This window comes from Grimontia marina, assembly GCF_900060185.1.
GTDB classification, from domain to species: domain Bacteria; phylum Pseudomonadota; class Gammaproteobacteria; order Enterobacterales; family Vibrionaceae; genus Enterovibrio; species Enterovibrio marinus.
The window spans coordinates 1-15868 of sequence record NZ_FIZY01000022.1 but is presented as its reverse complement, the minus strand read 5'-3'; the positions used below and the strand labels follow the sequence as shown (position 1 = coordinate 15868).

12 protein-coding genes are annotated in these 15868 nt (G+C 50.2%); 4 read left to right on the top strand and 8 right to left on the bottom strand.

Features of this window, described 5'->3' with window-relative positions:
* Positions 1–83 precede the first annotated feature (83 nt).
* From GMA8713_RS12660 to aspA, 3 genes are all read right to left on the bottom strand, one after another.
* A complete protein-coding gene (locus GMA8713_RS12660; RefSeq protein WP_232314433.1) occupies positions 84–1889 on the bottom strand; it encodes a protein-disulfide reductase DsbD in 1806 nt (601 codons plus the stop codon).
* A gap of 137 nt (positions 1890–2026) precedes the next feature.
* Positions 2027–3334: an anaerobic C4-dicarboxylate transporter gene (locus tag GMA8713_RS12655; protein WP_046308065.1), complete on the bottom strand. Its 1308-nt coding sequence runs from the start codon at positions 3332–3334 to the stop codon at positions 2027–2029.
* Positions 3335–3547: 213 nt separating this feature from the next.
* Positions 3548–5008, bottom strand: a complete 1461-nt coding sequence (aspA, locus tag GMA8713_RS12650; protein WP_062710223.1) for an aspartate ammonia-lyase — start codon at positions 5006–5008, stop codon at positions 3548–3550.
* A gap of 418 nt (positions 5009–5426) precedes the next feature.
* On the opposite strand from aspA, the gene GMA8713_RS12645 reads away from it, so the two are divergent.
* A complete protein-coding gene (locus GMA8713_RS12645; protein WP_062710220.1) occupies positions 5427–5939 on the top strand; it encodes an FxsA family protein in 513 nt (170 codons plus the stop codon).
* Between the two features lie 224 nt (positions 5940–6163).
* Here GMA8713_RS12645 and GMA8713_RS12640 read toward each other — a convergent pair whose 3' ends face one another.
* The 4 genes from GMA8713_RS12640 to GMA8713_RS12625 are packed head-to-tail and all read right to left on the bottom strand — an operon-like array spanning position 6164 to position 10915.
* Entirely contained in the window at positions 6164–8119 is a 1956-nt protein-coding gene (locus GMA8713_RS12640; protein WP_062710217.1) for an acetoacetate--CoA ligase, read from the bottom strand.
* Between the two features lie 8 nt (positions 8120–8127).
* Positions 8128–8748: a maleylacetoacetate isomerase gene (gene maiA, locus GMA8713_RS12635; RefSeq protein ID WP_062710214.1), complete on the bottom strand. Its 621-nt coding sequence runs from the start codon at positions 8746–8748 to the stop codon at positions 8128–8130.
* Positions 8749–8765: 17 nt separating this feature from the next.
* Positions 8766–9746 (bottom strand): fumarylacetoacetate hydrolase family protein, encoded by a 981-nt coding sequence (locus GMA8713_RS12630; protein ID WP_062710211.1) that lies wholly within the window; start codon positions 9744–9746, stop codon positions 8766–8768.
* 29 nt (positions 9747–9775) lie between these two features.
* The gene (locus tag GMA8713_RS12625; RefSeq protein WP_062710209.1) at positions 9776–10915 is read right to left on the bottom strand and encodes a homogentisate 1,2-dioxygenase; all 1140 of its coding nucleotides are present in this window, start codon (positions 10913–10915) and stop codon (positions 9776–9778) included.
* A 157-nt stretch (positions 10916–11072) separates the two neighbouring features.
* On the opposite strand from GMA8713_RS12625, the gene GMA8713_RS12620 reads away from it, so the two are divergent.
* Entirely contained in the window at positions 11073–11543 is a 471-nt protein-coding gene (locus tag GMA8713_RS12620; protein WP_062710206.1) for a MarR family winged helix-turn-helix transcriptional regulator, read from the top strand.
* A gap of 5 nt (positions 11544–11548) precedes the next feature.
* On the opposite strand, the gene GMA8713_RS12615 is transcribed toward GMA8713_RS12620, so the two are convergent.
* Positions 11549–12898 (bottom strand): MATE family efflux transporter, encoded by a 1350-nt coding sequence (locus tag GMA8713_RS12615; protein WP_062710203.1) that lies wholly within the window; start codon positions 12896–12898, stop codon positions 11549–11551.
* Positions 12899–13208: 310 nt separating this feature from the next.
* Between GMA8713_RS12615 and GMA8713_RS12610 the strand changes: the two genes are divergently transcribed.
* Together GMA8713_RS12610 and groL are read left to right on the top strand one after the other, a co-directional pair.
* A complete protein-coding gene (locus GMA8713_RS12610; RefSeq protein ID WP_002541974.1) occupies positions 13209–13499 on the top strand; it encodes a co-chaperone GroES in 291 nt (96 codons plus the stop codon).
* Between the two features lie 45 nt (positions 13500–13544).
* A complete protein-coding gene (groL, locus tag GMA8713_RS12605; protein WP_062710200.1) occupies positions 13545–15182 on the top strand; it encodes a chaperonin GroEL in 1638 nt (545 codons plus the stop codon).
* The last annotated feature ends 686 nt before the right edge of the window (positions 15183–15868 follow it).

The following is a 15868-nucleotide window of genomic DNA, read 5'->3' as shown; positions in this document are numbered from 1 at the left end:
TGATCAATTTGCATAGGTAGGAAGTAAGAGCTTGATCCCCCGTCATTTGTTGGCAATGTCGGGGCGATCAAGTTTGTATGCAATCAGCCTTGTTTGTTAATCAACTGATTTTGCTCAAGATGGAAAAGGAAGGGTTTAGCTTCCATAAATCCGGTCAAACGGGCATCAGGAAGTGGATTCCCGTTAGCATCCCAAAAATCGATAGTGGGTAAACCCAGCACATTAAGGGAAGTCAGCATTTTGATGTCCTGCGGACGGTTAGCGGTGACATCAGCCTGCAGCAAAACGAAGTTTTTCAGCTCCGGTGCCACGTTTGCATCGTGGAAGGTGTACTTCTCGAACTCCTTACACGCCACACACCAGTCGGCATAGAAATCCAGCATCACCGGCTTGCCTGCGGATTTGGCTGCTGCCAGTTCTCGATTCAGATCGTCGATATTGGCAATCTTAATGAACTCGACCGATGGCACTTCGGCTTTCGCAGCAGGCGCAAATACGGCGTTATAGGTGTAAGCTGCACCACCACTCAAGCCGAGGATCGCGATAATCCCGAGTGCGCTAGCGAGCTTGCCTGGCTGGAGTGTACGGCTGATGTGATACAACCAGCCGAGTGATACCAACATCCAGGCTGCCCACAGCCACACGCTGACGCTTTCTGGCAGCAGACGTTCCAGCAGGAAGATAGGCGCTGCCAAGAGCACCAGACCGAAGAAGACTTTGACTCTGTCCATCCAGCCACCGGCTTTAGGCAGCAGTTTGTTGCCAAACATCGCCGCGATGATGAGCGGAATGCCCATACCCAATGCCAGTGCGTAGAGTGTGACTGCGCCTGTCAGAAGATCACCGCTTTGCGCGACATACAAAAGTGCTCCGGATAACGGCGCTGTGGTGCATGGCGAGCAAATTAACCCAGAGATCGCGCCCATGGTGAACACACCAAGGTTGCTCCCGCCTTTTTGCTGGTTGCTGATTTCGCTTAGCTTGGTTTGAAGAGTGGCCGGAAGTTGCAGGTTAAACACGCCAAACATCGACAGTGCCAGCAGCACAAAGAGCGCACTCAAACCAATCAACACATAAGGGTGTTGGAAAGCCGCCTGAAACTGTAAGCCAGCCGAAGCGACAACCAGTCCCAGCAGGGTGTAAGTCAGCGCCATACCCTGTACATAAAGCATGGAAAGACGGAAGGTCTGCCCGTGAGTTTTCTTGCCGCCACCCAGCACGATACCGGTCAAAATCGGGTACATCGGCAGTACACATGGCGTGAACGCCAAACCAATGCCCAAGCCCAAAAACAGCAACGGCTGCCACCAGTTATCGGCGAGGCTGCTCACTTCTGTGGAAGACGAACTTGAGCCAGAGGAGGCCGTTTTCGCTGGTTCAACAGGCGTGCTAACGACAGATGCCGGTGGCGCTTCACTGCCAGCGGCAACTGCGATTAATGGGACGGTGACGGTTTCTGGCGGGTAACAGAACCCCGCTTCTGCACAGCCTTGGTAGGTGACTTTCAGCAGTGAGTTATCTGTCGCTTCAAGCAGTGGCACGCTTACCGTCAGCGGTGCTTTGTAAATTGAAACCTCACCGAAGAATTCGTCTTGGTAAGGCTGTCCCTGACGCATATCCAGCGCGCCAATTCTGGCGTCGTCACTGGGAACAACTTCTATTTTGTCCTGATAAAGATAGTAGCCAGGCAGAACTTGCCAATCGAGATAAACCCGATCGCCTTGTTGGGTAAAGTTGAAAGGAAATGCCTGATCCACAGGAACAAACGCAGGCGCATTGCCCGCCGCCGGTGCCGGAGAATTGAAAAGGGTAAATTCTGCCTTGGCGGGAAGGGCACTTATCAGCGCCAGCGCAAAAATCGCAAAAAGTCGTGAGCCTATTTTGGACATAGCCTTCATCAAAACGGTTTATTAAAAATTGAATGAACTATATCACTGAGACCGGGAAAGCCCGAATTCGTTTCCAACGAAGATCGCATAATGAAAAAGGACGCCAAAGTGTCCTTTTTCATCGTCATTGTTTTGGGTTACAGCACAATGCCGCCTACCACAAAGCCCAGCACAACGGCAGTGGCAATGGTGACCACGCCTGGAATGAAGAACGGGTGGTTGAAGACCAGATTGCCGATACGGGTTGAACCTGTATCGTCCATTTCAACCGCAGCCAACAGTGTTGGGTAAGTTGGCAGAACGAACAGCGCACTCACTGCCGCAAACGAAGCAATCGCTGTCAGTGGTGCAACGCCAATCGCCAGTGCCGCTGGCATCAGGGCAACTGTGGTCGCACCTTGTGAGTAGAGCAACATCGAAGCAAAGAACAGCACCATAGCCAGCATCCATGGGTAGTCAGACAGCAAGGTGCCCGCGACTTCTTTGATACCTTCAACGTGCGCGTTCACAAAGGTTGAACCCAACCAAGCCACACCCAGTACACACACACACGCTGTCATACCTGAGCGGAAAGTCGGTGCAGATGGGATTTTCGATGCATCGATTTTAGTGGTTGCAACAATCAGCGCCGCCGCCGCCAGCATGAAGGTCATGATGGCTTCGTTACGACCCAGTGTTGGGTTTTCAATCAGGCCGATTGACCCTGAAATCGCTGCGGCGTAAGCCACCACCAGCACGATGGCACCCAGGAAGATGTACGTTGCTTTTTTCGCGGTAGGTGCGATTTCACGCTTGGTGGTTCCTTGCAGCTTGATCAGGCCTTTTTCCAGACGCTCTTGGTAAACAGGATCATCTTTCAGTTCACAACCCAGGAAGTTCGCCACAAATGCACCTGCCATACAGGCAACGAACGTAGTTGGAATACAGATAGCCAGCAGAGTCAGGTAACCGATACCCAGCGGCTCAAGAATGCCAGAGAAGAACACCACAGCAGCAGAGATTGGAGACGCTGTGATCGCGATTTGAGACGCAACAACCGCGATAGAAAGTGGGCGTGATGGGCGGATGCCTTGCTCTTTCGCCACTTCTGCAATCACAGGAAGGGTTGAGAAGGCAGTGTGGCCGGTACCTGCCATTAGCGTCATCAGATAAGTGACGATCGGTGCGTAGAAGGTAATTTGTTTAGGATTCTTACGAAGAAAATCTTCGGCTTTCTCAACCAACCAGTCCATACCGCCAGCAACCTGCATCGCTGCAATTGCGGTGATCACGGACATGATGATCAAGATAACGTCGATAGGGATATAGCTTTGCGAGGTTGGCATTCCCAAGAATAAGGACAGAGCAACAACACCCGCGCCACCGGCCAAGCCGATACCAATACCGCCAATCCGTGCGCCCAGATAGATGAACGCAAGAACGACGAACAACTCCACTGCTACCATGGGTAACTCCTGTTCAGATTATTAATACAAAAAATAAAAACCAAACGGAGTCACTGTCTTATGGTGCTCATTGCCTTGTAAAAACTAGGGTTTTTAGGGCGCAGTGAATGTAAAAAAGTACCTACGTTTGGGCTTTAAAGCCCAGATGTTCAAAACAGCTGGGCAGAAAAACTAAAAAAGGGTACTCATCGTGAGTACCCATTCTTTCAACGCTTAGTTATAGCGCTTCGCTTTATATTGCGGATGCATCAAGTTTTCGACGGAGAAGATATCATCGAGTTGCTCTTCCGTCAGCAATCCTCTTTCCAAGACCACTTCACGGACGCTCTTACCGGTTTCCGCACAAATCTTACCGACGATGTCACCTTCGTGGTGGCCAATGAACGGGTTTAGGTAAGTGACGATGCCGATGGAATTGTAAACGAAGGCTTCACAGATTTCTTTGTTAACCGTGATACCGTTGATGCACTTCTCGCCCAGGTTCACGCAGGCGTTAGACAGGATTTCGATAGACTCGAACAGCGCCTGACCAATCACAGGTTCCATCACGTTCAGCTGCAGCTGACCGGCTTCTGCTGCAAAGGTCACCGTGGTGTCGTTACCGATCACCTTAAAGCACACTTGGTTAACCACTTCTGGGATCACCGGGTTTACTTTCGCTGGCATGATAGAAGAACCCGCCTGCATTTCCGGCAGGTTGATTTCGTTGAAGCCAGCGCGGGGACCAGAAGACAGCAAACGCAGGTCGTTACAGATCTTCGACAGTTTCACCGCCAGACGTTTCAGTGCGCCGTGAACCATCACGTAAGCGCCACAGTCAGAAGTCGCCTCAATCAAGTCTTCCGCAGGGGTGCAGTTCAGACCCGTCACTTCTGCCAGACGCTGAACCGCCAGTTGTTGGTAACCTGCTGCTGCGTTGAGACCTGTACCGATAGCGGTCGCGCCCAGATTCACCTCTAGAAGCAGTTCCGCGGTGTATTTCAGGTTCTTAACTTCTTCTTTCAGAAGTACCGCAAACGCGTGGAATTCTTGACCTACTGTCATAGGTACTGCGTCCTGAAGCTGGGTACGACCCATTTTCAGCACGCCTTTGAATTCGGTTGCTTTACCGTCGAATTCATTTTGCAGGTAGTCGATGGATTCGATCAGCTTCAGGATGCTGTTGTAAACCGCAATACGGAAACCGGTTGGGTACGCACAGTTGGTCGACTGGCTCTTGTTCACGTGGTCGTTAGGGTTAACGACGTCGTAGTCGCCCTTTTCTTTGCCCATCAGTTCCAGTGCCAGGTTCGCGATCACTTCGTTCGCGTTCATGTTCACAGAAGTGCCTGCGCCACCTTGGTAAACGTCAGATGGGAACTGATCCATACATTTGCCGGTTTCCAGAATCGCATCACACGCTTTGATGATGTAGTCGCCCACTTCAGCTGGGATAACACCCAGCTCTTTGTTCGCCATCGCAGCGGCTTTCTTGGTGAAGACCATGCCCCGCACGAACTCTGGCACATCAGAAATCGTGGTACGGGAGATATTGAAGTTCTCAACAGCGCGAAGGGTATGAATACCGTAATACGCATCAGACGGTACATGGCGTTCGCCAAGCAAGTCTTCTTCGATACGGGTCGCTAAAAGAGGGTTGGTTAGGTTATTTTCGAAATCAATTGCCTGAGACATGATTTGGCCCTAAATGAAATTTATATTGGTTATTCTGTAGCCAACAATTTCGCTGTAGAGTCCATTCATCAGAGATTTTGTCTGGGTGAACGATGTTTTACACCCGGTTTATGCTGGCTGATTCTACTCCTCCGTTGCGGTAAAAACATGAGAAAGATCACCAATCAAAGCAAAGCGGAACGATTTGCATAGAACTGTGATACAGATCGTTAGACGGCTTGTTTGTCTTTGTTTCCTATTGTTTTATCTGTCAGCCGAAAAGTATTGATACAGTTAAATTCTGTACAATATCGGCGTACATTGTTTAAAACCAAGCTACAAACAGATCTCCTTTAATGAGGGGAAATAACGACGCTGTCGATGCAATCATTGAGTCCAGTGTTACTATGATGGTTCGACACGAATATGAGGTTTTGCTGTGTTTCCAATCTTGCTGTTGATGTTCATTACTGTCCCTGTGATTGAAATTGCTCTGTTTATTCAGGTCGGTGGCGTGTTGGGACTTTGGCCGACGGTAGCGCTGATTTTACTGACCGCTGTGGTGGGGGCTTCATTGGTTCGTAGTCAGGGACTGCAAACCTTAATGACGGTGCAGCAACGCATGAATCAGGGCGAGTTACCGGCACAGCAAATCATTGAAGGAGTGATGCTGGCAGTGGCAGGCGTGCTGCTTCTGACTCCCGGCTTTATGACCGATGCTATGGGTATGGCGGTGTTATTGCCTTGGCCGCGAGCTTGGCTGGCAAAACAGTTTATGAGTAAGGTGAAAGTGGCTGGGTTTCAAAGTGGGTTTGGTGGTCAGTCAGATCAGGGACCATTTGGTGGACAAGACCCCTTTAACCGCGGCCCTCATCAAGGTTCGAATGATGGTGGCAACACCTTCGAAGGTGAATATCAGCGAAAAGATGAAGATCGCGACCGCTTGAACTGATGCTACGGAATTCATGAAAAACGCCATCCTTCGGGATGGCGTTTTGCGTTGTGGGCTTGGCTTATACCAATCGTAGTAAATATCTGCTCATCCTAGCTTGTTAAAATGCTCGATTACTGCGTTGATAAATTTGATTGTAGAATAGCTACTTATCGAAATTCTTCGCCTTGTTCTCGAGCATTTTTCCTGCGCTATTTCTGATCACCTACCTACTGTGATTGATATTATTCCTGCAGCTCAGGACGCTCTTTGTATTGCTCTAGCGATTCTGGGTTATCCAGCGCGCTGAGCTGAGCGACTGCGCGGCCATGAACCACATCGCGAACCGCCAGTTCGGCGAGTTTTCCTGATTTGGTGCGCGGAATGTCTGTGATAGGAATAATTTTTGCCGGCACATGGCGCGGCGTACAACTGGTGCGGATAGTGCTGCGAATTTTGCGCTCCAGATTGTCGTTGAGATCGACACCCGGCTTGAGTTTCACAAACAGCACCACACGGACATCCTTCATCCAGTCCTGCCCAATCACGACAGAATCGAGTACTTCATCAAGCTGATTCACATGACGGTAAATCTCTGCGGTACCGATGCGCACGCCACCTGGATTCAGGATCGCGTCTGAGCGCCCAAAGAACACCATACCGCCTTCGTGGGTGAGCTCGACATAATCCCCATGGAACCAGGTATCTTCAATCTTGTCCCAATAAGCCTTGTGGTAACGGGTGCCGTCGTTGTCATTCCAAAATCCTACCGGCTGATTGGGGAAGCTGTTACAGCACACCAATTCGCCTTTCTCACCCTGAACCGGATTGCCTTCATTGTTGAAGACTTCGACATCCAGCCCCAGCCCTCGAACCTGACTTTGGCCGCGGTAAACAGGGGAAATCGGGCTGCCGAGCACGAAGCAACCGCAGATGTCTGTGCCACCTGCGATGGAGCTTAATTGTAAGTCTTGTTTGATGTGGCTGTAGACCCAGTCGAACTGCTCAGGTGCAAGCACTGAGCCTGTTGAGCAAAGTGCGCGGAGCGACGAAAGACTATGCTCGTCCATTGGGCTGTATTCTTGCTTTTCCAGTGCTTCGAGGTATTTGGCGGACGTGCCGAACAGCGTGACTTTTTGTGCGTCGGTTAAACGCCAGAGTACACCCGCATCAGGATAAAACGGAGAACCATCAAACAGCACCAGCGTCGCGCCGCTTAAAAGGCCACTGGCGAGCCAGTTCCACATCATCCAGCCACAGGTGGTGAAGTAGAAAACCTTGTCGCCGCATTTCACGTCAGAATGGAGTTGGTGCTCTTTCAAGTGATTGAGCAGCATGCCGCCCACACTGTGGATGATGCACTTTGGTTTGCCTGTGGTACCGGAGGAGTAAAGCACATACATGGGGTCGTTAAAGCCCACGCGGGTAAACGTCAGTGGTTCAGCTGGTTTGGAAACGATGGCTTTCCAGCAGGTTTCATCGCTGTTGGGCGCTGTGCCGCCTACATACGGGATCACCACCATGTGGGTGATATTTTCCACGCCTTCACGCACCGCGCGTGCTTTGGTCAGGTTATCGTGGGTTTTGCCGTTGTAGTGGTAAGCATCGGTGGTGAACAGCACTTTGGGTTGAGTCTGACCGAAACGGTCGAGCACGCTATCGATACCAAAATCCGGCGAGGTCGAGGTCCAAATTGCCCCAAGGGAAGACGTCGCCAGCATGGCGACCACAGTTTCTGCGATGTTCGGCAGATATCCTGCTACTACATCGCCTTTTTCCACGCCGCATTCTTTTAGGTAGGCTGCGATGCAGCTGACCTGACGTTCAAGATCTGCCCATAACAGACGAACAGCGGATTCGTCTTCACCAGAAAACACGATGGCGTCTTTTTCGGGCATGTCTTTCACCCATTGCATCACGTTTTCTGCAAAGTTGACTTCGGCATCCGGGAACCAGATGCTGTTTTTATTCGGGTCGTTTTCCGGGCGGCTGATAACACGCTCTCCGCGTTCACCGACCACGCTCGCAAAGGTCCATAGTGTTTCCCAAAACGCTTCACTGTGTTTGACCGACCAGTCATAAAGCTGGTCGTAGTTGGTCAGACTTAGCGCGTACTGTCTGTTGACCTCATTGATAAAGTCAGTGAGGTTAGCATTGGCGATACGCGATGCGCTGGGTCGCCAAAGAGGCTGCTCTGACATGCTGTCTCCTAAACATTGTCCGGGTGCGCTTGCTCAAAGGCGGGTAACTCTTGGCAGCGCTGTTCTATTTCTTTCAGTGTCGGGTAAGGAGTCAGATCGAGTGAAAACCGGCGGGCGTTAAACAGTTGAGGAACCAGACAAATATCAGCAAGGGTGGGAATGTCATCACAGCAGAAAGCCGTTTGTGAGCTTTCTACTTTCTTTTCAACCGCCGCCAGCCCGGCTTTCAGCCAGTGCAGATACCAGTCCAGTTTTTCTTCCTCACTGTGGCCCATGGAACCGGTGAGGTGTTTGAGTACCCGAAGGTTGTTAAGCGGATGGATGTCACAGGCAATGTCGAGCGCAATGGCACGGCATTTCGCCCGGGCTGCATGGTCGGCAGGCAACAGCGAAGGAGAAGGGTAAACCTCCTCCAGATATTCAATGATAGCCAGCGACTGGGTCAGAACCTGACCGTTATCAACCAGTGTCGGCACCAGCCCGGTAGGGTTCAGGGCCAGATAATTGTCGCCACGTTGATCGCCGTCCAGCAAAGAGACGACCTGCGATTGATAATTCAGCCCCTTGAGATTCAGCGCAATGCGAACACGGTATGACGCCGAGGATTTACTGTAGTCATAAAGCTTCACTGCGTGCGTTCCCTTTATTACCTATACGGGACAACTTCCTGATCAATCTTGCCAAAGATTGAACGACCTTCCTTGTCATGCATCTCGATACTGACCTTATCACCATAGAGTAGAAACGGCGTTTTCGGTGACCCAAGATCCAGAATTTCCAACATTCGTCTCTCTGCAATGCAACAGGAACCCTTTGATCGATCAAGGTTTGATACCGTCCCTGACCCAATAATGGTGCCTGCGCCTAAATGACGACTTTTGGCTGCGTGGGCAACGAGTTCTGCAAAATCAAACGTCATGTCCACGCCCGCATTGGGTGCGCCGAATTGTTCGCCATTGAGGAAGACTTCCAGGGGCAGATGCACTTTGTTTTCCTGCCAGCTTTCACCCAACTCATCAGGTGTCACAGCCACCGGAGAGAATGAGGAGGCCGGTTTGGATTGGAAGAAACCAAAGCCTTTGGCTAGCTCACTCGGGATCAGGTTTCGAAGCGAGACGTCATTCACCAGCATCAGGAGTTTGATGTGGCTACCCGCCTTTTCACTGGGCGTCGCCATGGCGACATCATCAGTGATCACGGCGACTTCGGCTTCGAAATCACAGCCCCAGGCTTCATCGCAAAGCTCAATGTTTTCGCGCGGGCCGATAAATTTGTCAGAAACACCCTGATACATCAAAGGATCAGTCCAGAAGCTTTCCGGCATGTCCGCGCCGCGGGCTTTACGCACCAGCTCGACGTGATTGACGTAAGCGCTGCCGTCCGCCCACTGGAATGCGCGTGGTAAAGGAGATTCGCAATCAGCGGGATTAAAAGGAAAGCGCTCTCCGATGTTGTTGTCGTTCAGAGCCTCATAACGGGCTTGCAGCAGTGGCGATAGCTTATCCCATTCGTCCAGTGCATCCTGTAGGGTGAGTGCAATATCAGAAGCGTCTACGGCCTGAGTCAGATCGCGTGAGACCAGGATGAGTTTTCCGTCTCGGCGGTGTTTTAGGGAAGCCAGTTTCATCATCTACTCCTTAATCTAATGTTTGCGATCTATTCGCCACGGGGCGGCGTGCGCCAGGACAGGACGTAATCATCGAGTTCGGTTTGCTTAGCTGCCTCGCCCAAATCGAGCGGCATGCGGGTATCAATCATCACCGCGACTTCATCAGTTTCTTTTTTGGTGGCTTTAGCGCCAGCTGCAAAAGCTTTGGGGTGCGGGCCGTGCGGGAAGCCGCAAGGATGCACAGTCACCATGCCGGGGTGAATGTTGTCTCGGCTGAAGAACTCACCTTTGTGATAGAAGATAACTTCATCGTAGTCATCATTGTTGTGATAGAAGGGCACCTTGAGCGCACCGGGGTCAGATTCAATCGGCCGTGGTACAAAGGTACAAATCACAAAACCATTGGCGACAAAGGTAGTATGCGCCGAAGGCGGCAAATGATAGCGATGACTCATCAGCGGTCGGATATCACGCCAGTTGAGCCGGAATACGGTGAGGTTCCCTTTCCAGCCGATGGCATCAAGCGGATTGAATGGATAGGTAATGCGGTTCATGGCATTACGGGATTTCAGGTGTACTTGCCACGATTTTTCGTCTTGTTGCTGAGCAATAAACGCATCATCGATCTTGGCATATTCCAGCACCGCCGGATCAAACACAGCATGATCGCCGACGATCCCGCGTTCAGCTGTCATATAGGAACCATGAGTGGCTTCGATCATCAGCACAGTAACGGGAGAGTCAGGCTCAATACGCCAATTGGTGGAACGCGGTAAGATCAGGTAGTCACCATCACGAAAGCGCAGGTGGCCGTAATCACAGAAAAGTGAACCGGAACCTTCGTGGATAAACAGGCATTCGTCACCGTCACCATTTCGTACCAGATACTCCATCGCTGTGTCGCAGCGCCAGATCCTGACTTTCACATTGGCATTGGAGAGCAAAAGTGGTGCAGTCAGCGGGTTATCACCCACATCTTCGACTTTGTTGGTATCAAACGCATGAGGACGGAGATCGCCTTCCCATTCTGTCCAACCTGTCGGGGCATGTTGATGATACATGTGGGTGGCTGGGCCAAAAAATCCTTCCTTGCCGCATTCACGCTCAAAGGTGCCATCGGGCAAATCACAATGCGCCTGATGTGATGCTTTGCCTTCCACGATAGGAAATGAAAACCACTTTCGCATTTCTCCTCCTGAACTATGCAATGAGTGAGGAATTGAATTATAGTTTCATTTGAAACTAAATTTAGTCTAGCTGCACTGATAACAAAATGGCAACTTATGTGGGTGTTTTGTGCGCTGGCGCATGGGAAGTGAGTTAAGTGTTTGAAGGAGTATGTTGATGGCGTCACCTCTACCGTTTTATCTGGATGACTTTTTGCCTTACAAGCTGGTGAAAGTTGCTGCCCATGTGTCGGATTCTTTGGCACGGATTTATGAAACCGAGTTTGGGATCAGTCGTCCTGAGTGGCGGATACTCGCCTCAATGGGGGCGAAAGATGGCCTTAATGCCAAATCTTTGGTGACGGAAACCAGCATGGATAAGGTTCGGGTCTCCCGCACGTTAAAGGTGTTAGAGGAAAAAGGGCTGGTGGTGAAAGTCAAAGATGAAGCCGATCAGCGCGCGGCCTATTTACATCTAACAGAGGAAGGGAAAGGGCTGTATCTCACCATATTGCCGAAAGCAAAAGCGTGGGAAAGTGCGATGTTAGATGGCATTTCAGAAAAAGAGTACGAGAGTTTTCTTCGTACATTGGACGCTTTGTTGGAGAAAAGCGATGCTGATCCGGCAAGAGCCATTCGCGAACCTTAATCCGGTCAGTGCTTGAGGGGCTCAAGGTTCATCTGCTTACGAAGCGTCACGGCGTAAAGGTAGGCAAAAATCCCCGTGATGCCATTGGCGACAGCAATGCCAATAAACATCCCTTCCGTACCGTCAATTAGGCTGCCAAACCAAGCCATAGGAAGCAACAACACAAACAGTCGAATCAGGTTCATCGAAAAGGCGTGAACCGGTTTTTTCATCGCGTTTAATGCGCTGACCAGCATCATCATCACGCCTTGCATGCCGTAACTGACAGGTACAACAATCAGGTAATGCCACAGCTTGTTTTGTACGGCAGGTTCCTGACTGAAAATAGCCGCAATCGGCACGCTGAGTGGCACCATGGCCATAAACACGATGAATTGAAACAGGATGGAAAAACGCATCGCCTGGAATAGCGCTTCGAATGAGCGAGTTGGGTTGTTGGCACCGAAATTCTGTGCCATTAAAGGCGTCAGGGCAGAGGTCAGCGCCATCATCACAATCAACAGCAAAGACTCCACCCGTTGCGCGGCACCATAAGCAGCAACCGCTGCAGTGCCTTGTGCCGCGAGCATGGTCATCAAAATCGCACCGGAAATTGGGTTCAACGCATTAGACAGCGCAGCCGGCGTGCCAATGGCGAGGATATCTTTCCAGTCCTGCACAATTTTCGTTGGTGACGGCCAAGCCAGTAGTTTCTCTCTCTTTATTAATACGTACAGCGAGCAAACCAGCGCGCCAGCCCAACTGATCGCACTGGCAATTGCCGCGCCTTTTACACCCAGCGCGGGAATTGGGCCCAGCCCGAAAATCAACAGCGGGTCGAGAAGACCATTAATAAAGCCAGCCACTATCATGATCTTGGCGGGAGTTTTGGTATCACCTGTGGCACGGATGGCGGAGTTGCCTGCCATGGGGATAACTAATAGAGGGATAGTGAGATACCACACCGACATATAGTCATGAATCAGTGGCAACAGGTTTTCGTGTGCACCAAGCATCCGGAATAAGGGATTGATCGTCGCCAAACCTAATGCGCTTGCTGCAATCACCAAAATGACTGCGAGCATCAACCCATGCCCTGAGAGGCGGGCAGCATCAATTTGGGCGCTTCGCCCCAGTAAGCGGGCAACCCCGGTAGAGATACCCACACCAATGCCCATGGTGATGCAGTTCACCGCAAAGGTGATCGGGAAAGTGAAACTCACCGCAGCCAGTGCTTCGGTGCCCAGCAGGGAAATAAAGAAGGTATCGACCAGGTTAAACGCGAGGATCGCTACTAGACCAAACACCATAGGGATGGTCATGTTTTTAAGCGTTTGGTCAATGGGGCCAGAAAGCAGGCCGTGTTTGTCCTTCATTCCAATCTCTATAAGAGGTAGCGCTGGGAAGTCAACAATACGCCAAGGTTGCATATCGTTATGTATGCTAAGGCACGGCTACCCTAATTCATAGAATGTGATGGAGCAAAAGGTATTGGGTAAAAAAATGGAAAAAATTTGCACTTAGCCCCTTGGGATTGAGATAACCCACCCCCACGTTATACGCAAATTGACTTAATCCTTGATGAGACACTGTCTGTCAGGGATTCAGAAATTCGGAACCTGCCTTGTGTGGCAGTTTCCACTTCATTTATCACATGGATCACTACATTTATTCAGGAGACGACCAATGAACATTCGTCCACTACACGATCGAGTAATCGTTGAACGCCAGGAAGTTGAATCAAAATCTGCTGGTGGCATCGTTTTGACTGGTTCTGCTGCAGAAAAATCTACGCGTGGCGTTGTGCTAGCGGTAGGTAAGGGCCGTATTCTTGAAAACGGCAATGTGCAGCCGCTGGACGTTAAAGTTGGAGACACTGTGATCTTCTCAGAAGGCTACGGCACTAAGACTGAGAAAATCGACGGTAAAGAAGTCCTGATTCTGTCAGAAAACGACATCATGGCTATCGTTGAGTAATTTCTATTTCATCACTGAAGAACAGATTTAAAAAGGAAGAGAGAAATGGCAGCTAAAGACGTTAAATTTGGCAATGATGCACGCACTAAAATGCTGGAAGGTGTAAACGTTCTGGCAAACGCTGTAAAAGTGACCCTGGGTCCTAAAGGCCGTAACGTTGTTCTGGACAAGTCTTTCGGCGCACCAACCATCACTAAAGATGGTGTGTCTGTCGCACGCGAAATCGAACTGGAAGACAAATTCCAGAACATGGGCGCTCAAATGGTTAAAGAAGTTGCGTCTAAAGCAAACGACGCAGCGGGTGACGGTACGACTACGGCAACTGTACTGGCTCAGGCAATCGTAGCTGAAGGGCTGAAAGCTGTTGCAGCAGGTATGAACCCAATGGACCTGAAGCGCGGTATCGACAAAGCAGTAACAGCCGCCGTTGAGCAACTGAAAGAGCTGTCTGTTGAGTGTAACGACACTAAAGCTATCGCACAGGTAGGTACTATCTCTGCAAACTCTGATGAAACCGTAGGTAACATCATTGCAGAAGCGATGGAAAAAGTAGGTCGCGACGGTGTTATCACTGTTGAAGAAGGTCAGTCTCTGCAAGATGAGCTGGATGTGGTTGAAGGTATGCAATTCGACCGTGGCTACCTATCTCCATACTTCATCAACAACCAAGAGTCTGGTTCTGTTGATCTGGAAAGTCCATTCATCCTGCTAGTTGATAAGAAAGTATCAAATATCCGCGAACTGCTGCCTACGCTGGAAGCGGTAGCGAAATCTTCACGTCCACTGCTGATCATTGCAGAAGACGTAGAAGGTGAAGCGCTGGCGACACTGGTTGTGAACAACATGCGTGGCATCGTGAAAGTTGCTGCGGTTAAAGCACCTGGCTTCGGCGATCGCCGTAAAGCAATGCTGCAAGACATCGCGACACTGACTGCGGGTACCGTTATCTCTGAAGAGATCGGTATGGAACTGGAAAAAGTGACGCTGGAAGATCTGGGTCAGGCGAAGCGTATTTCTATTACTAAAGAAAACACCACCATCATCGATGGCGCGGGTGACGAAGCTTCTATCCAAGGCCGTGTTGCTCAAATCCGTCAGCAAATCGAAGATGCAACTTCAGACTACGACAAAGAGAAACTTCAAGAGCGCGTTGCGAAACTGGCAGGCGGTGTTGCGGTAATCAAAGTTGGCGCAGCAACTGAAGTTGAAATGAAAGAGAAGAAAGACCGCGTAGAAGACGCACTGCACGCAACCCGCGCAGCTGTCGAAGAAGGCGTGGTTGCTGGTGGTGGTGTTGCACTTATCCGCGCAGCAAGCAAAGTTGTTGACCTGCAAGGTGACAACGAAGAACAAAACGTAGGTATTCGTGTTGCACTGCGTGCGATGGAAGCACCTATCCGTCAAATCGCGCTGAACGCAGGCGACGAAGATTCAGTAGTAGCTAACCAAGTTAAAGGTGGTGAAGGCAACTACGGCTACAACGCAGCGACTGGCGAATACGGCGACATGATTGACATGGGTATTCTGGATCCAACTAAAGTGACCCGTTCAGCTCTTCAGTTCGCAGCTTCTGTAGCAGGTCTGATGATCACCACCGAAGCAATGGTAACTGAACTGCCAAAGCAAGATGGCCCTGCAATGCCTGACATGGGCGGCATGGGTGGTATGGGCGGCATGATGTAATCATCCTGTTTCCATGCGAAATAGAAAGAGCCCGCGCAAGCGGGCTTTTTTGTTTTTAAAGAGTGCCTTAACGCATCCCGCGTATTTACTGGGCTAGCGACTTACAGAAATGAGTCAAAAATAACCGTGCGGATTCTTCAGCATGTGCTTTAATGAATAGTCTTGCGGTAAACAAAACAGTCATTGAAACGATATATTGTCGAAATCTGGATCGTGGCCTCTGATCCTGATCATCAAAGATCTGCAGAAATCTGTTCATCTTTTATACAAAAATGCTGTTTTTGGGCGTTATTTGAACACTTGAACGCGAAAGTGTGATTTTTTTCAAAAAACCACTTGCGCCAAATTTCGAAGTCCCTATACTGCGCCACATCGACACGGCAAGCGGCTCGCAGGGCAAGCTACCAAGTCAACGTTCTTTAACAATTTGACCTATGCAATCTGTGTGGGCACTCGTGGTTGATAGACAAAAGATTTATCGATGTTTACTGAGTGACCAAACGACATAACTTCGGTTATATCGGCACAGTCAATTCGTTTTGCCTCTGCTTTTTTAAATGTGGAGACAAAACAACAACAGTATTTCATCGAGCCGCCTTTGTTCACTTTTTCAAAGTGAGGAAGGGCAAAAAAATTCTAATTGAAGAGTTTGATCATGGCTCAGATTGAACGCTGGCGGCAGGCCT